Annotated in this window: 12 protein-coding genes; 6 read left to right on the top strand and 6 right to left on the bottom strand. The window is 77.0% G+C overall.

The genetic code is table 11. The features are described 5' to 3' along the window. Window positions 1–89 precede the first annotated feature (89 nt). Both recO and WDZ17_RS10470 read left to right on the top strand, forming a co-directional pair. Window positions 90–974, top strand: coding sequence for a DNA repair protein RecO (recO, locus tag WDZ17_RS10475; RefSeq protein WP_339575097.1), 885 nt, complete (start codon window positions 90–92; stop codon window positions 972–974). Continuing rightward, entirely contained in the window at window positions 971–1,789 is an 819-nt protein-coding gene (locus WDZ17_RS10470; RefSeq protein WP_339575096.1) for an isoprenyl transferase, read from the top strand. The genes recO and WDZ17_RS10470 overlap by 4 nt, the downstream gene beginning before the upstream one ends. Window positions 1,790–1,814: 25 nt before the next feature. Here WDZ17_RS10470 and WDZ17_RS10465 read toward each other — a convergent pair whose 3' ends face one another. The 4 genes from WDZ17_RS10465 to WDZ17_RS10450 are packed head-to-tail and all read right to left on the bottom strand — an operon-like array spanning window position 1,815 to window position 5,154. After that, complete coding sequence (locus tag WDZ17_RS10465) at window positions 1,815–2,225, bottom strand: Fur family transcriptional regulator (RefSeq protein ID WP_339575095.1); 411 nt, start codon at window positions 2,223–2,225, stop codon at window positions 1,815–1,817. A gap of 5 nt (window positions 2,226–2,230) precedes the next feature. Next, entirely contained in the window at window positions 2,231–3,184 is a 954-nt protein-coding gene (locus WDZ17_RS10460) for a metal ABC transporter permease (protein WP_422631945.1), read from the bottom strand. A gap of 19 nt (window positions 3,185–3,203) precedes the next feature. Next, the gene (locus WDZ17_RS10455; protein WP_339575093.1) at window positions 3,204–4,115 is read right to left on the bottom strand and encodes a metal ABC transporter ATP-binding protein; all 912 of its coding nucleotides are present in this window, start codon (window positions 4,113–4,115) and stop codon (window positions 3,204–3,206) included. 22 nt (window positions 4,116–4,137) lie between these two features. Next, on the bottom strand, window positions 4,138–5,154 hold the full coding sequence (locus tag WDZ17_RS10450) for a metal ABC transporter substrate-binding protein (protein ID WP_339575092.1): 1,017 nt from the start codon (window positions 5,152–5,154) through the stop codon (window positions 4,138–4,140). A 174-nt stretch (window positions 5,155–5,328) separates the two neighbouring features. Here WDZ17_RS10450 and WDZ17_RS10445 point away from each other — a divergent pair, with 174 nt between their 5' ends. Next, window positions 5,329–6,711: a glycine--tRNA ligase gene (locus tag WDZ17_RS10445; RefSeq protein WP_339575091.1), complete on the top strand. Its 1,383-nt coding sequence runs from the start codon at window positions 5,329–5,331 to the stop codon at window positions 6,709–6,711. Here WDZ17_RS10445 and WDZ17_RS10440 read toward each other — a convergent pair. Together WDZ17_RS10440 and WDZ17_RS10435 are read right to left on the bottom strand one after the other, a co-directional pair. Further along, on the bottom strand, window positions 6,681–8,888 hold the full coding sequence (locus WDZ17_RS10440) for a putative bifunctional diguanylate cyclase/phosphodiesterase (RefSeq protein WP_339575090.1): 2,208 nt from the start codon (window positions 8,886–8,888) through the stop codon (window positions 6,681–6,683). The genes WDZ17_RS10445 and WDZ17_RS10440 overlap by 31 nt on opposite strands. 140 nt (window positions 8,889–9,028) lie before the next feature. Then, the gene (locus WDZ17_RS10435) at window positions 9,029–11,746 is read right to left on the bottom strand and encodes a M14 family zinc carboxypeptidase (protein WP_339575089.1); all 2,718 of its coding nucleotides are present in this window, start codon (window positions 11,744–11,746) and stop codon (window positions 9,029–9,031) included. Window positions 11,747–11,924: 178 nt separating this feature from the next. Here WDZ17_RS10435 and dusB point away from each other — a divergent pair, with 178 nt between their 5' ends. The 3 genes from dusB to dnaG all read left to right on the top strand — a co-directional run bounded on the left by dusB (window position 11,925) and on the right by dnaG (window position 16,663). Next, on the top strand, window positions 11,925–13,181 hold the full coding sequence (gene dusB / locus WDZ17_RS10430) for a tRNA dihydrouridine synthase DusB (protein WP_339575088.1): 1,257 nt from the start codon (window positions 11,925–11,927) through the stop codon (window positions 13,179–13,181). Beyond that, a complete protein-coding gene (locus WDZ17_RS10425) occupies window positions 13,178–14,566 on the top strand; it encodes a deoxyguanosinetriphosphate triphosphohydrolase (protein ID WP_339575087.1) in 1,389 nt (462 codons plus the stop codon). Before dusB ends, WDZ17_RS10425 begins: the two co-directional genes overlap by 4 nt. A 177-nt stretch (window positions 14,567–14,743) precedes the next feature. Next, window positions 14,744–16,663, top strand: coding sequence for a DNA primase (gene dnaG / locus WDZ17_RS10420; RefSeq protein ID WP_339575086.1), 1,920 nt, complete (start codon window positions 14,744–14,746; stop codon window positions 16,661–16,663). Window positions 16,664–16,711: the final 48 nt, after the last annotated feature.

Here is a 16,711-nt window from a genome sequence, read left to right as displayed (position 1 = left end):
GGTGTCATGGCGCCCGCGTCGGGGACGGGCGGGGTCGGGCCGGGCGCGCCGGGTGCGTCCGGCGCGCGAGCGGCGACCACACTGGGGGCGTGAAGCTCTACCGCGACGAGGCCGTCGTCCTGCGCACGCAGAAGATCGGCGAGGCCGACCGCGTCATCACGCTGCTCACCCGCACCAGCGGGCGGGTGCGGGCCGTCGCCAAGGGGGTGCGCCGCACGGGCAGCAGGTTCGGCGCGCGCCTCGAGCCGTGCATGCTCGCGGACGTGCAGCTGCACCGCGGGCGCAGCCTCGACGTCGTCACGCAGGTGGTGACGCTCGCGCCGTACGCGCGCTCGGTCGCCGACGACTACCCCCGGTACACCGCGGCGACGGCCATGCTCGAGGTGGCGGAGCGCCTCACCCCGGAGGAGCGCGAGCCCGCCACCCAGCAGTTCCTCCTGCTGGTCGGGGGGCTGCGGGCGCTCGTCGGCCCGCCGCACGCCTCCGTCCGTCGGCCGGCCGGCCTCGTGCTCGACGCGTTCGTCGTGCGCTCGCTGGCCGTCGCGGGGTGGGGCGCCAGCTTCGACGCGTGCGCCCGCTGCGGCGCGCCCGGCCCGCACCGGGCCTTCGCCGTCGCCGCGGGGGGAGCGGTCTGCCGGTCGTGCCGGCCGCCGGGGGCCGCCGCGCCGGCGCCGACCACGCTGGAGCTGCTGGGGGCTCTCCTGGCCGGGGACTGGGACGCCGCCCTCGCCGCCGGGGAGCGCGAGCGCCGCGAGGCCAGCGGCCTCGCCGCCGCGTACCTGCAGTGGCACCTCGAGCGTGCCGTGCGCTCGCTGCCGCTCGTGGACCGGACGCCGGAGCCGACCACCGACGAGGGGTCGGTGCCGGACGTCGAGCCACCGGGGCCGCCCCCGCCCGGTCGGGCCGTCGAGGCCCTCTCCGCGGCCCAGGCGGCGGACCGGGCCGCGCGCGCACCGCAGGGGACCCCGGCGTGAGGCTGCGCCGGCGGCCGGACGTCGCCGTCGTCCCGCCCGTGCCCGTCGACCCGCCGCCGCACCCGAGCGGTGCGCAGCCGCCCGACCTGCCGCCCGAGGCGGTCCCCCGCCACGTCGCCGTCGTGATGGACGGCAACGGCCGCTGGGCCAACCAGCGCGGCCTGCCGCGCACGGCCGGGCACGAGGCGGGGGAGGCGGCGCTGCTCGACCTGGTCGCGGGCGCGCTGCAGATCGGCGTCCAGCACGTCTCGGTCTACGCGTTCTCGACGGAGAACTGGAAGCGCTCGCCCGACGAGGTGCGCTTCCTCATGGGCTTCAACCGCGACGTGCTGCGCCGCCGGCGCGACCAGATGGCCTCGTGGGGCGTCCGGGTCCGCTGGGCGGGGCGCCGGACCCGGCTGTGGCGCAGCGTCGTCGCCGAGCTGGAGGAGGCCGAGCGGGTCACCGCCGGCTGCGACCGGCTCCAGCTGACGATGTGCGTCAACTACGGCGGCCGCGCCGAGATCGCCGACGCCGCCCGGGCGGTCGCCCGCGAGGTGGCCGCGGGCCGCCTGGACCCCGAGCGCGTGGACGAGCGCGTCCTCGCGCGGCACCTCGACGAGCCCGACCTGCCCGACGTGGACCTGTTCCTGCGCACCTCGGGCGAGCAGCGGACGTCCAACTTCCTGCTCTGGCAGTCGGCCTACGCGGAGATGGTCTTCCTGGACGTCCTGTGGCCCGACGTCGACCGCCGGACGCTGTGGGACGCCGTCCTGCTCTACTCCGGCCGCGAGCGCCGCTACGGCGGGGCGGTCGACCGGTCGCCCACCAGCTGACGCGCCGGGCGAGGGCGGGGAGCCGTCAGGAGCGGGCGGCCGCCGTGCAGCCGGCGCACGTCCCGAACACCTCGACGACGTGGTCGGGCTCGGTGAAGCCGTGGGCGGCGGCGACCGACGTCGCCCACGCCTCGACGTCCGGGCCCTCGACCTCGACCGTGCGACCGCACCGGCGGCACACGAGGTGGTGGTGGTGGCTCGGGCTGCAGCGCCGGTAGACGGCCTCGCCGTCGTCGGTGCGCAGGACGTCGACCTCGTCGTCCTCGACCATCCCCTGCAGGGCCCGGTACACGGTCGCGAGCCCGATCGGGTTGCCCTGCTCGCGCAGGGTCGCGTACAGGTCCTGGGCGCTGCGGAAGGCGTCGCTGCTGGCCAGGGACGCCTGGACGGCGTCGCGCTGGCGGCTCGAGCGGCGGACGCGCTGCGGCTGGGGCACGGCTCTCACGCTCCTTCCCGGGGGCTGCTGCCTGGTGCGAGCAGGGAGGGGGAGGACGACACGGCCGTCCCCCCGGGGTCCGATGATGCCGGACCGCCCGACCGGGCCACGGACACGTCCGGCCCGGCCGCGGCCCCGGCCCCCGCGGCGCGGGCCGAGCGCCGGTGGCCGCGGTGGCGGGCGGCGCGCAGCAGGGCCGAGCCCGCCGCCGCGACGACGAACAGGGCGATGAGGTAGAGGACGATCGTCCCTCCGGAGGGCGTGTCGCCGTAGTACGACGTCACGACGCCGACGACGCTCGTCGCCACGCCGACGACCATCGCCGCCGCCGTCGTGGTGCGGAAGCTCCGGCACGTCTGCTGCGCGACGGCGACCGGCAGGATCATCAGCGCGCTGATGAGCAGCAGCCCGACGACGCGCATCGAGAGCACGACCGTCACCGCGGTCAGCACCGCCAGCAGGACGTTGAGCCCCGTGACGGGCAGCCCGGACGCCCGGGCGTGCTCCTCGTCGCTGCTGACGGCGGCGAGGCGGCGACCGAGGCCGAGCGTGGCGAGCAGCACGACGGCCGCCAGCACGCCGAAGACGCGCAGGTCCTGCGCCGACGTCGTCGTGATGGCGCCGAACAGGTAGGTGTTGAGCGTCGCGGCCGACCCGTCCGCCCGCGCGACCAGGACGACGCCGCCCGCGATGCCGCCGTAGAACAGGACGGCGAGGACGACGTCGCCGCCCGCGCGCCCGTACCGGCGCAGGAGCTCGACGCCGACGGCGGCGACGACGGTGACGACGAGGGCCACGGCGACCGGCGCCCGGCCCGTCAGCAGCCCCAGGGCGACGCCGGTCAGGGCCACGTGCCCCATGCCGTCGCCGATGAGCGAGAGCCGTCGCTGCACGAGGAAGACCCCCACCGCGGGGGCGGCGAGGCCCACGAGCAGGGCGGCGACGAGCGCGCGCACCATGAAGCCGTACTGCAGGACCTCAGGCACGGTGGCGCTCCGGGTGCTCGTCGGCGCCCACCGCGACCGGGCGGGTGTCCGGGTGGTCGACCCAGCCCCGTCCGGCCCGCCCCTCGACCTCGTCGCGGTGGTGGACGTGCTGGTGGCGCAGGGGGTCGGCGCCGTCGGCCTGCCCCTCCGCGCGGCGGGTCGTCGCCGTCGCGGCCGCGGGGTCCAGGTCGTCGGACGCCCCGAGGAGCCCGGGCACGAGCGGCCCGTCGTGGACGAGCCGCCCGTGCGAGAGCACGAGCGCGCGGTCGACGACGTCGGCGAGCGGGCCGACCTCGTGGGTGACGACGAGGATCGTGACCTCGTGGTCGGCGAGGGCGGCGAGGGTGCCGGCCAGCGCGCCCGCGCTCGCCGCGTCGACCCCGGCGAGCGGCTCGTCGAGCACCAGGAGGTCGGGCTCCGCGGCGAGGGCCCGGGCGATGAGGACCCGACGCTGCTGCCCCCCGGAGAGCTCCGTGACGTCCTCGCGGGCGTGGTCGGCCATGTCGACGGCCTCCAGCGCCCGGTGGACGGCGGCGTGGTCGGCCCGCCCGGCCGGCCGCCACGGGCGGCGCAGGGGCAGCCGCCCGGTGGCGACGACCTCGCGGACCGTCGTCGGGATGCCCCCGCCGACCGACATCCCCTGCGGCACGTACCCGGTGCGACGCCGGCTGCGGCGCGACGGCGCCGGCTCACCGCCGACCTCGACGGTGCCGCCGGTGCGCGCGGCGAGGCCGAGCACGCCGCGCAGCAGCGTCGTCTTCCCGGACCCGTTGCTGCCGAGCAGGGCGACGCGCTCGCCCCGGTGGACCTCCAGGTCCACGCCGGTGACGACGACGCGCTCGCCGTAGCCGAACGACGCGCCCCGCAGGCGGAGCAGCGGCGCGGAGGTCGAGGGCTCGCTCACGGCTGCATCCTGCCCGTCCCCGTCACGAGCAGCCCTGGCCCTCGCGCAGCGTCTGGAGGTCGGCGCGCATGACGCTCGGGTAGTCGTCGCCGGGGGAGGCGTCCGTGAGCCCCTCGAGGGTGTCGAGGACGGCCGTGCTCGCGCCCGTCTCGTCGGCGACGGTCTCGGCGACCGCGGGGCTCAGCAGCGTCTCGGTGTAGATGGTGCTCACGTCGTGCGCGCGGACGAAGTCGGCGACCTCGGCGAGGCGCGCGGGGGTGGGCTCCGCCTCGCCGCCGATGCCGCTGACGCCGCGCTGCTCGAGGTCGTAGCGCTCGGCGAGGTAGCCGAACGCCTGGTGGGAGGTGACGAGGTCACGGCTGGCGCAGGTCGCCAGCCCGGTGGAGTACTCGTCGTCGAGGGCGGTGAGCTCCTCCTGCACCCCCGCGAGGCCCGCGGCGTAGGTGCTGGCCCCGTCCGGGTCGGCCGCGGAGAGCCCGTCCGCGACGGCTGCGGCCACGGAGGACATCCGCACCGGGTCGAGCCAGAAGTGCGGGTCCTCCTCGAGGCCGTGCTCGTGCTCCTCCTCGGCGTCGGAGGCCCCGCCCTCGTGCTCGTGCTCGTCGCCGGAGGGCCCGCCCGCAGGGGTGCCGGGGGTCTCCTCCAGGTCGGCGGCGGGGGCGACGTCGACGACGGGGGCGTCGCCGCGCTCCTCGGCGGCCGCGTCGACGGCACCCTGGAAGCCGCCGAGCGTGACGAGCACGTCGGCGTCGACGGCCTCACCGACCTCCTGGGGGGAGAGCTCGAGGTCGTGCGGCTCCACGCCGGGGGCCGTGAGCGACGTGACGTCGGCGCGGTCACCCGCGATCGCCTGAGTGACCCACTGCAGCGGGTAGAAGCTCGCGGCCACCTGCACCCGCGCGCCGTCGGACCCGTCGGTCCCGCCGCCGCCCGGGCTGCCGCCCCCGCCCGCCGCGGCGTCGGAGCCGCAGGAGGTCAGCAGCAGGGCGCTCGCGAGCGGCAGGGCGAGCAGGGACGCGGTGCGGGGCGTGCTGGGCATGAGGACGATTCTCACCTGTGAGAGCCGTTCTCGTCAACGCGGGCCGTCGGCGTCCCGGCGTCCGGCCGATACCCTCGCCGGGACCGTCCGGGCGGACCAGCCCGGTGCGGCGGACCCGCACGCCCCCCGGGCGCGGGACGCCGCCCCTCCTCCAGACCCCCGGAGCGAACCAGCGTGGCCGCACCCTCCCGGATCGACACCGTCGTCAGCCTCTGCAAGCGCCGGGGCTTCGTGTACCCGAGCGGCGAGATCTACGGGGGCACCCGGTCGGCCTGGGACTACGGGCCCCTCGGCGTGGAGCTGAAGGAGAACATCAAGCGGCAGTGGTGGAAGGCCGTCGTGACGGGCCGCGACGACGTCGTCGGCCTCGACTCCTCCGTCATCCTCCCGCGCGAGACGTGGGTCGCCTCCGGCCACGTCGGCGTCTTCACGGACCCGCTGACCGAGTGCCAGTCCTGCCACCGCCGCTTCCGCGCCGACCACCTCGAGGAGGCCTACGAGGAGAAGAAGGGCCGGGCGCCGGAGGGGCTCGCGGACATCACGTGCCCGAACTGCGGCACCCGCGGCGCCTGGACGGAGCCGCGCGACTTCAACATGATGCTGAAGACCCACCTCGGGGCCGTCGAGGACGAGTCCGGGCTGCACTACCTGCGACCCGAGACCGCGCAGGGCATCTTCGTGAACTTCGCCAACGTCATGGGCTCCTCGCGCCGGAAGCCGCCCTTCGGCATCGGGCAGATCGGCAAGTCCTTCCGCAACGAGATCACGCCCGGCAACTTCATCTTCCGCACCCGCGAGTTCGAGCAGATGGAGATGGAGTTCTTCGTCGAGCCCGGCACCGACGCGCAGTGGCACCAGTACTGGATCGACACCCGCACGGACTGGTACGTCGACCTGGGGGTGGCGCGGGAGAACCTGCGGCACTACGAGCACCCGGCGGAGAAGCTGTCCCACTACTCCACCCGCACGGTCGACATCGAGTACCGCTTCGGCTTCACGGGCTCGGAGTGGGGCGAGCTCGAGGGCGTCGCCAACCGCACGGACTTCGACCTGCGGACGCACTCCGAGCACTCGGGCACGGACCTGTCCTACTTCGACCAGGCGAAGGGCGAGCGCTGGACGCCGTACGTCATCGAGCCGGCGGCCGGCCTGACCCGCTCGCTCATGGCCTTCCTCGTCGACGCCTACTCCGAGGACGAGGCCCCCAACGCCAAGGGCGGGGTCGACAAGCGGGTCGTGCTGCGGCTCGACCCGCGGCTCGCGCCGGTCAAGGCGGCCGTGCTGCCGCTGTCCCGCGGCGAGGCCCTGTCGCCGAAGGCCCGCGACCTCGCGGCGGCCCTGCGCCGGCACTGGAACGTCGACTTCGACGACGCGGGCGCCATCGGCCGCCGCTACCGCCGCCAGGACGAGATCGGCACGCCCTTCTGCCTGACGGTCGACTTCGACACCCTGGACGACCAGGCCGTCACGGTCCGCGACCGTGACGCCATGACGCAGACGCGCGTCGCGCTCGACCAGGTGGAGGGCTACCTCGCGAGCAGGCTCGTCGGCTGCTGAGCCGGCCCCGCGGACGCCGGGAGGCCGACGTCGGCGCGGGCTCGTGACGGGGGCGCGGCCCGCAGGAGGTCGGTGACGTCCCGGGCGGCCGCGGGCCGCCCGCAGTGCAGGCCCTGGGCGACGTCGCAGCCGAGGCGCTCGAGCGCGAGGAGCGTCTCCGCCCCGTCGACGCCCTCGGCGACCACCCGCAGGCCGAGGTCGTGGCCCAGCGCGACCGCCGAGCGCACGAGCGCGGCGTCCTCCTCGCGCGTCGTCATGGTGGAGACGAGGCTGCGGTCCACCTTCAGCTCGTCCACGGGGAGCCGCGTCAGGCTCAGCACGGAGGCGTAGCCGGTCCCGACGTCGTCCAGGGACAGACGGACACCGGCGCCGGCGAGGCGGTCGAGGACCTCGCGGGCGCGCCCGGGGTCGAGGACGAGGGCGCTCTCGGTGATCTCGAGCCGCAGGAGGCCGGCGTCGACGCCGTGGCGGGCGAGCGCGGCGGTGACGCGGCCGGGCAGGTCGGCGCGGTGCACCGAGCGCGCCGAGAGGGTGACCGCCACCGGCACGGGGGTGCCCGCCTCCACCCACCGCCGGACCTGCGCCAGGGCCAGGTCGAGCACCACGTCCGTGAGCTGCTCCACCAGGCCGGTGGTCTCCACGAGGGGCAGGAACTCGGCTGGGGCCAGCAGTCCCCGCACCGGGTGCTGCCAGCGCACGAGCGCCTCGAGGCCCACGAGCCGGCCGTCCCGCACGCGGACCTGCGGCTGGTAGTGCAGGAGCAGCTGTTCCGAGGCGAGGGCACGGCGGAAGTCCGACAGCAGGACGAGGCGGCTGCGGTCGTGGACGTCGGCGTCGCGGCGGTAGGGCTCGACCCCGCTCGCCCGCTCCTTGGCGGCGTACATGGCGACGTCCGCGCTGCGCAGGAGGGCGCCGACGGCCTCCTCCGGCGTGAGGCCGTCCGGCGCCCGGTCGACGTGCGACACGCCGATGCTGGCGTCCACGTCCAGGGCGAGCCCGTCGACGGGGAAGGCGGCCGCGAGGGCCTCCCGGAGGCGGACCCCCGTGGCGTGCGCCTCCTGCGGCGAGGCGCCGGGCAGGAGGACGGCGAACTCGTCGCCCCCCAGGCGCGCGAGGACGTCGTCCTCGCCGAGCGCGCCGCGCAGCCGGGGCCCGACCTGCTGCAGCAGCCGGTCGCCGTAGTCGTGCCCGAGGGTGTCGTTGACCTCCTTGAAGCGGTCGAGGTCGCACAGCAGCACCGCCAGCGGGCGCTCCGGCGCCTGCGCCAGCAGGGCGCCGCCGCGCGTGAGGAGGGCCGCCCGGTTGGGCAGGCCCGTGAGGTGGTCGTGGTGCGCCTGGTGCTCGAGGCGCCGCTCGAGGCGCAGCCGCTCGGTCACGTCCCGGCCGACGAGGACCTCCTCCTGGCCCCGCTCCTCCCCTTGGCCGGGGCCACCTCCCGAGGCGCTCACCTCGAGGTGGACCCAGCCGTCCTCGCCGCCACGACGGCGGTGGCGGACGCGGACGACGCACCGCGCGGGCCGCCCGGCCTCGGGCCCGCCGAGGAGGCCGGCGAGGGCGGTGGCGTCGTCGGGGTGGACGAGCCGGACGAGCTGACGACCGACCGCGGCCGAGGGGGGCCACCCCGTCAGGGCGCGGACGGCGTCCGAGGCGAAGGTGACCGTCCCGTCGGCCGAGACGAGGACGGTCGCGTCGCCGGTGCCCCGCACGGCGGCGCGGAAGTGCTCCTCGCGCTCCAGGGCCGTGAGCAGCGCCGAGAAGGCGTCCGCCGTCGGGCCGAGGTCGGCGTCGGCGCACACGTCGGGTGCGAGCGCGGCCCAGCGGCTGCGTCCGTCGCCGTCCGTCCCCCCGCGCTCGCCGACGGTGCGGGACACGTCCTGCAGCGCCGCCGCCAGCACCGCCAGGCGTCGTCCGACGACGCGGCGGGCGAGCACGAGGTTGGCGAGCGCCAGCGCGAGCCCGGCGCCGAGGCAGGCCAGGCGGAAGGTGGGGGTGTGGGTGCTCTCCGGGGGGACCCCGAGCAGCAGGGTGAAGGCGGGGAACACCAGGCCCACGAGGAGCCCGAGCGCCGCCATCGCGAGGGCCAGCCGCCGGAAGGCGCCGAGCCGCCGTCGCGCGGCGGCGGGCCGGGCGGCGGCGGGTCGGGCGGCGGTGGGCCGGGCGGCAGGGGAGGACGCCACCCGGGGGGCATCGGCACGGCGGGGGAGGACCTTGAGCGCCTCGTCGGCACGGCCCGGACGCGTCGTCGCGGGGGACGGCGACGGCCCCGGGCGCTGTGCTCGGGGCCGTCGCGACCGGCGTGGGCGGGAGTGCCCGAGGGTCAGCGGGTCGCGCTCCCCAGCGCCCGGGCGACGTCGTCGAGCATGCCGACCGGGTGCACGCGGAAGGTCGGGTAGGTGCCGAAGACGACGGCCCGCCCGCCGCCGGCGCTGGTCCCCGAGACGACGGACGCCTGCCCGGCGGCCGCGGCCGGACCGCCCGTGCCGTCGCCCAGCGCCCGCCAGTGGCCCGCGACGAGGGGGTCCTCGGCGTAGGTCTGCTCGGCGACGGTCCCGGCCGCGAGGTCGGTGAAGTGCACCGGCGCGTAGACGAAGGCGCGGTCCTCGGCGTACCCGTCGAGGAGGCCGCCCTCCGGCGTCTCGACCGCGACGACGCCGTTGCCGGAGCGGTTGCCCGCCACCGCCGTCACGTCGAGGTAGCCGAGCTGCTCGGCCAGCGCCGCGGCCGCCGTCCCCGTCCCCACGAGGTCCCCGCCCCCGGCGACGAACGCCCGGAGCTCGGCGAGCGCCGCGGCGGGCAGCGCGCCGCGCCCCAGCGGCGCGCCGACCCAGAGCGCGTCGACGTCGTCGAGGTCGCTCGTCCCGTCCGCGAGCGAGGCGGCCGTGACCCGTACCGGGTCGGCGTAGCCGAGCTCCTCCAGCGAGAGGAGGTCCTCGCCGGCGCCGTCGACCGAGGACGTCGTCGTGTACGCCAGGCGCAGCGGGCGCTGGAGCGGCACGTCGGCCGAGCCGGGCGTGACGTCCGGGGTCGGCGTGAACGCGACGCCCTCGGACGCCGCGACGGCGCGCGCCGCGTCGCGCCGGCTGCGGTCGAGGACGGCCGACCCGTCCGGCAGCAGTCCCACGGGGACGCCGTCGGCGAGCAGGGCGTTGAGGGCCCGGACCTCGGCCGTCCCCGTCAGCTCCAGCCGCAGGTCGGTGCCGCGCGGGGTCGGCGGCACGTCCCCGGTCGGCAGCGCCCGCGTCACGGGCCGGGCCAGCACGGTCGGGGTGCGCCCCGTCCCCGGCAGGTCCTCGACGACGTCGACGTCGGCGCCCCAGAGGTCGGCGAGGCTCCACGCCGAGACGTCGTACATGCTCGGCACCCGGTCGGAGATGTCGCTGCCCTCGGCGAGCAGGACGTTGGCCATGCCGCGCAGCGGCTGCTCCATGTCGACGAGGTAGCTGCCGCGCGGGTACGTCTCGCCGTCGACGCGGTAGCTGCGCACCGTCCGTCCGACCTCGACGCCGTGGCGCAGGAGCTGGTCGACGAGCCGGGCGGCGGAGGTCGCCGACCGCTGGCCGTCCCCGGTCGGGATGACGTAGGCCTCGGGGAAGGTCGTGGAGTAGACGTCCGTCTCGTCCCACACCTCGGCCCACTGGTCGGGGCCGGGCACCGTCGTGGGGTCGGGGTCCGGGCCGATCTCGCGCAGCGGCTCGCCCGCGCTGCCGCGACGGAAGACCTCGACCTGGTTCGCGAGCAGCTCCGCCGCGTTCTCCGTGGCGTAGTCCGTCGTCGAGGTGAGCACCTGGAGGGCCACCTGCACGTTGACGCCGGTGCGCCGGGCGCTCTCGGCGCGGCCCTCGGCGGTCGAGGTGTCGACGCGGCCCAGCGGCAGCTCGACGGTCGAGGTCACGGCGCCCTGGAAGGCGACGTACTGCGCGGTGAAGATGGGGGGCCAGTCGTCCCACCCGGACCGGATGTCGCGGTAGGGGATCTGGATGCGCCCCGTGTTCTCGGTCGTCACCGACCCGTCCTGCGCGCGGTAGGTGTTGCCCTCGATGTCGGCGGCGACGACGTCGGCCTCGATCCGCAGCGCGGAGGCGTACGCGTGCGGGAGGAAGAGGTCGTAGTCGTAGTTCTCGCCGTGCGGCGGGCCGCACGGCTCCACCTGCAGGACGGAGGTGTAGCCGTGGACGTCGCTGAAGAAGAGCGGCTGCAGGCGACCGGCGAGGTCGCGGACCGCGCGCGTCTCCGGGGTCTCGTTCGTGATGAAGTCGCGGTTCGCGTCGAGGTCTTGGGCCGTGCGGCGCTGGCCCGCCACCCTCCCGTCGGGGTTGTTCGTGACGGTGAGGTACAGCCGGCTGCCGGCGAGCGTCGTGACGGCGTCGGCGTCCCCCGCCTCGGCGCGGCCGACCAGGTCCTCCATCCACCGCAGGCCGGCGTCGGTGCCCTCCCACTCGTTGCCGTGGATGTTGGCGTTGAACCAGATCGGGGTCTTGTAGCCCGCGGCGAGGTCGGCGTCGGCCGCCGCCGCCTCCGGGTCCTGCTTGATCTCCTCGCGCCAGGCCGTCTGCCGGGCGGTCTGCGCCTGCGTCTCCGGCGCCGTGAGCGTGACGAGGAGCAGCTCGCGGCCCTGCGTCGAGGTCCCGACGACCTCCGCGGAGACGTAGTCGCTGCTCGCCATGAGGGCCTGCAGCCGGGGCGCGATCTCGTCGTAGGGCAGCGCGCCGCGGGCGATCGAGGCGTCCGCCGGCTCGTCCGGGTAGACGCGCAGGTCGGGCTGCTGCGGGTAGCTGGTGGGGCCCTCGCCGACGGCGGAGGGTGCGGCGGCGACGGCCGGGCGGCGTTGCTCGGCCACGGCGCGGCCCGGCGCGCCCCCCAGCTCGCCCCGCAGGAACGCCGGGGCGTCGGCGGGGACGTCCTGGGCGCGCGAGGACGGCGCGGGTGCGTCGGCGGGCGCCGCCGTGGCGCCGGGGGCGGTGGTCAGGAGGACGGCGACGGCGACGCCGCCGACACCTGCGCGGGCGGCGGCGCGCCGGCGGGGACGAGGGGGCACGGGAGCTCCTGCGGTCGGGGCTGCCACCGGGGATGTCCGGTGTGCGGGGAACCGTGGCACAGGTCCGGGACGCGTGGGGTGTCCCGGCGACGGTCCGTGCCCCACGGCGAGGAGGCGGCCGCCGCGCGCCGTGGGGGACGTCGCCCCGGCGGCTGCGCACGGCTGCGACGATGGAGGGGTGAACGCCCTGACCGCACCAGCGCCGGCGGCCCCCGCCGCCGCGCGAGCCCCGTCCTCGGCCACCGGCGGCCGTCCGGCCGGGGTCCCGTCCTCGCTCCGCATCGGCCCGCACGAGGTGCGGACCCCCGTGGTCCTCGCCCCCATGGCCGGCGTCACCGGCGAGGCGTACCGGACCCTGTGCCGGGAGCAGATGGGCGCCGCCGGCGGCGAGGGCGTCTTCGTCTCCGAGATGGTGACCTCGCGCGCGCTGGTCGAGCGCACCCCGGAGTCGCTGCGCCTCGTCCGGCACGCGCCCGGCGTCCCGCTGCGCAGCACCCAGGTCTACGGCGTCGAGCCGAGGACCGTGGCGGCCGCGGTGCGCGTGCTCGTCGAGGACGACCTGGCCGACCACGTCGACCTGAACTTCGGCTGCCCCGTCGCCAAGGTCACCCGTCGAGGCGGTGGCGCGGCGCTGCCGTGGAAGAGCTCGCTGTTCGCGGCCGTCGTCCGCGAGGCGGTCCGCGCCGCGGAGCCCGCGGGCATCCCCGTCACCGTCAAGATGCGGGTCGGCATCGACGCCGAGCACGTCACCTACCTCGAGGCCGGGCGTGCCGCCGAGGCGGAGGGCGCCGCCGCCGTGGCCCTGCACGCCCGCACGGCCGAGCAGTACTACTCCGGCGAGGCCGACTGGAGCCGCATCGCCCGGCTGAAGGAGGCGGTGACGTCGGTGCCCGTCCTCGGCAACGGGGACGTCTGGTCGGGGGAGGACGCCGTCCGGATGGTCACCGAGACCGGCTGCGACGGCGTCGTCGTCGGGCGCGGGTGCCTCGGTCGTCCCTGGCTGTTCGCGGACCTCGCCGCCGCCCTCGCCGGCCGTCCGGAGCGGGTGCGGCCGACCCTCGGCGAGGTCGCGGACATGCTCCAGCGGCACGCCGTCCTGCTCGCCGAGGAGCACGGCGGACCGGACGGGCCGGACGAGGACAAGGCGTGCCGGGACATCCGCAAGCACGTCGCCTGGTACCTCAAGGGGTTCCCCGTGGGCTCGGACCTGCGCCGCCGCCTGGCGCTCGTGCCGACGCTGGAGGAGCTCGGCGAGGTGCTCTCCGAGCTGGACCGCGACGCCCCCTGGCCCGGTGACGACGCCGAGGGCCCCCGGGGGCGCACCGCGGCGACCAAGCGGGTCGCGCTGCCGCACGAGTGGCTCTCGAGCCGGGAGCTGACGGGCGAGGCGGCGCGGATGGTCGCCGACGCCGAGGCGTCGGTCTCCGGCGGGTGAGCGTCCCCGCCGGCAGGCGGCCGAGCGCCGGCGCCGTCCGCCCCGACGACGCGGGCGTCCCCGGCTACGGGCTGCACGACCGCGCGCGCCGCCTGCCCGAGCCGCCGAAGAGCGCCGTCCGCGGCGACTTCGCACGGGACCGGGCGCGGGTGCTGCACTCCTCGGCGCTGCGGCGCCTCGGGGGCAAGACGCAGGTGGTCGGGCCCGGCACCGACGACTTCGCCCGCACGCGGCTGACGCACAGCCTCGAGGTGGCCCAGGTGGGCCGGGAGCTCGCGTCGTCGCTGGGCTGCGACCCCGACGTCGTCGACACCGCCTGCCTCGCGCACGACCTCGGGCACCCGCCGTTCGGGCACAACGGCGAGCGGGCCCTGGCCGAGGCCGCCGCGGACGTCGGCGGCTTCGAGGGCAACGCGCAGACGCTGCGGCTCCTCACCCGCCTCGAGCCGAAGGTCGTCGACGCGGCGAGCGGGCGCAGCGGCGGGCTCAACCTCACCCGCGCGAGCCTCGACGCCGTCGTGAAGTACCCGTGGCACTCCGGCGAGGCGCCGGGCGTGACGACCGGGCCCACCACCGGGCCCACCACCGGGCCCACCACCGGGCCCCCCACCGGGGGCCGGGAGGGGACGGGCACGCCCGGCAGCGGCAAGTACGGCGTCTACGCCGGCCCGGACGGCGACGACGAGGTGTTCGGCTGGCTGCGCGCGGGCGCGCCGCCGATGCGCCGCTGCCTCGAGGCGCAGGTCATGGACCTCGCCGACGACGTCGCCTACAGCGTCCACGACGTCGAGGACGCCGTGGTCGCCGGACGGCTCGACCTCGGCGTCGTCGCCGACCCGGGGCAGCGCCGCCGCGTCGCCGAGCTGGCGGAGCGCTGGCACGGCCTCGACGCCGCGGCGGTCGCCGAGGGCCTGCAGCGGCTGGCCGCCTCGCCGCAGTGGCCGGGCACGGTCGACCGGGGCCGGGCCTCGCTCGCCGCGCTCAAGGACATGACCAGCCAGCTCGTCGGCCGCTTCGTCGACGCCGCGCGGCGGGCGACGCAGGAGGCCTACGGGCGCCGGCCGCTCGTGCGGTACGCCGCGGACGTCGTCGTGCCCGCCGGGACGCAGGCCGAGATCGCCGCGCTCAAGGGTCTCGCGGCGCTGTTCGTCATGGAGGCGGACGACCGCCAGCCCGAGTACGTGCGCCAGCGCGAGGTGGTCGCCGAGCTCGTCGCCGTCCTGCGCGAGCGGGGCCCGGAGGCCTTCGAGCCCACCTACGCCGCCGACCTCGTGGCCGCGACCGGCGACGCCGAGCGTCTGCGCGTCGTCGTCGACCAGGTGGCCGCGCTCACCGACGTCAGCGCCCTCGCCTGGCACGACCGGCTCGTCGTCCGTCGTCCCTGAACCGGCTGAACCGCCTGAACCGCCTGAACCGCGCCCGAGGTCCGCGGGGTCCCCTTCGCCCCCATCCCCCGACGTCGTCGCCGACGTCGGGTTGAGGGGTGTCTGGACGACGTCGGCGTCGTCGGCGGGGCCTGTGGACGCCGACGCCCGCTCGGTCGCGCGACCTAGACTCCGGGCGTGCCAGGTCGGATCCGCAGCGAGGACGTCGAGGCGGTCCGCGAGCAGGTGCGGCTCGACGAGGTCGTGGGGGAGTACGTCACCCTCAAGCCGGCCGGCGCGGGCTCGCTCAAGGGCCTGTGCCCCTTCCACGACGAGCGCTCGCCGTCCTTCCACGTCCGCCCGGCCGTCGGCTTCTACAAGTGCTTCGGCTGCGGCGCCGGAGGTGACGTCTTCCGCTTCCTGCAGGAGCTGGACCACCTCACCTTCCCCGAGGCCGTCGAGCGCCTCGCCCAGCGTGCCGGCGTCCAGCTGCGCTACGAGGAGGGCAGCGGCGGTCCCCGGCGCCAGGACGTCGGTGCGCGGCAGCGGATGCTCGACGCGCACCGCGTCACCGCGGAGTTCTTCGCGGAGCAGCTCGGGTCGCCGGGCGCGCGGGTCGCCCGCCGCTTCCTCGCCGAGCGCGGCTTCGACCGCGCCGCGGCCGAGCAGTTCGGCGCGGGGTTCGCCCCGGAGGGCTGGGACGTGCTGCTGAAGCACCTGCGCGGCAAGGGCTTCAGCGACGGCGAGCTCGCGACGGCGGGCCTCGTCAGCCGTGCGCAGGCGGGGGACCGCGTCTACGACCGCTTCCGCGGCCGCCTGGTGTGGCCGATCCGCGACGTCGCCGGCGCCACGATCGGCTTCGGCGCCCGGCGGCTGCTGGAGTCCGACCAGGGCCCGAAGTACCTCAACACCCCGCAGACGCCGCTGTACGACAAGTCGAGCGTCCTGTACGGCCTCGACCTCGCCAAGCGCGAGATCGCGCGGCGGCGTCAGGTGGTCTTCGTCGAGGGCTACACCGACGTCATGGCGTGCCACCTGTCGGGCGTGCCGACCGCGGTCGCCACGTGCGGGACGGCGTTCGGGCCGGAGCACATCCGCTCCGTACGCCGGCTGCTCATGGACGACGACGCCTTCCGGGGGGAGGTGGTCTTCACCTTCGACGGCGACGAGGCGGGCCGGAAGGCGGCGCTGCGGGCCTTCGAGGAGGACCAGCGCTTCACCGCCTCGACGTTCGTCGCGGTCGAGCCCGGGGGGCTCGACCCCTGCGACCTGCGCCTCGAGCGCGGCCCCGAGGCCGTGGCCGACCTCGTCTCCTCGCGCGTGCCGCTGTTCGAGTTCGCCCTGCGCAGCACGCTGGAGCGCTTCGACCTCGACGCGGCCGAGGGGAGGGTGCAGGCGATGCGGGCGGCGGCGCCCGTCGTCGCCGGTATCAAGGACCCGGCGCTGCGCCCGGAGTACGCGCGCCGCCTGTCGGGCTGGCTGGGCATGGACGTCGAGGAGGTCCGTCGTGCGGTGGGGGCGGCGGGACGCGCCCCGGCCGCGCCGGCGGGCCGCTCGTCGGCGTCCCACGGGGAGGGGCAGGGGCGCGGTCGCGGCGGCCGGGGGGCGCCGGAGCAGGCCCCCCGCGAGGTGCACGCGCCGGCGCCGGACCCTCGGGACCCGGTCGTCCGCCTGGAGCGCGAGCTGCTGCAGGCCGTCCTGCAGGCGCCGTCCGACGTGGACGCCGCCCGCTTCGACGCCCTGCCGGCCGACGCCTTCGCCGTGCCGGTGCACCGGGCCGTGCACGAGGTCGTGCGCGCGGTCGGTGGTCTCGCGGCGGCGGGGGGCGGCGGCTGGACCGGGCGTGTCCGGGAGACCGCCGGCGAGTCGCTCCAGCCGTACGTCGAGGAGCTCGCCGTCGCGCCGATGGCCCTGCGTCCGGGGGAGGGGGCCGGGCGCCTCGCGGCGGCAGCCCTGCGCGAGCTCGAGCTCCGCGGGCTGATGCGCGAGGCCGGCGAGGTGACCGGTCGTGCCCAGCGCGCCGAGGCCTCCGGTGACGCCGAGGCCGCGGCCGGGCTGTGGGCGCGCGCCGCGGCGCTCACCGCGGCCCTCCAGCGCCTGCGGGCCGAGAGCGCCTGAGCCCCGCGCGGGTGGGTGCCGGCGTCCGACGGGCGCCCGAGCCCGCCC

The organism is Pseudokineococcus basanitobsidens, assembly GCF_037482545.1.
GTDB classification, from domain to species: Bacteria; Actinomycetota; Actinomycetes; order Actinomycetales; family Quadrisphaeraceae; genus Pseudokineococcus; species Pseudokineococcus basanitobsidens.
The sequence above is the reverse complement of the archived record's forward strand: the minus strand, read 5'-3'. Positions and strand labels throughout refer to the sequence as shown.

Coding starts and splice junctions, on each gene's coding strand:
- WDZ17_RS10450 (WP_339575092.1), bottom strand. CDS start 5,154: ATGCCCAGCACGCCCCGCACCGCGTCCCTGCTCGCCCTGCCGCTCGCG.
- WDZ17_RS10460 (WP_422631945.1), bottom strand. CDS start 3,184: ATGGTGCGCGCGCTCGTCGCCGCCCTGCTCGTGGGCCTCGCCGCCCCC.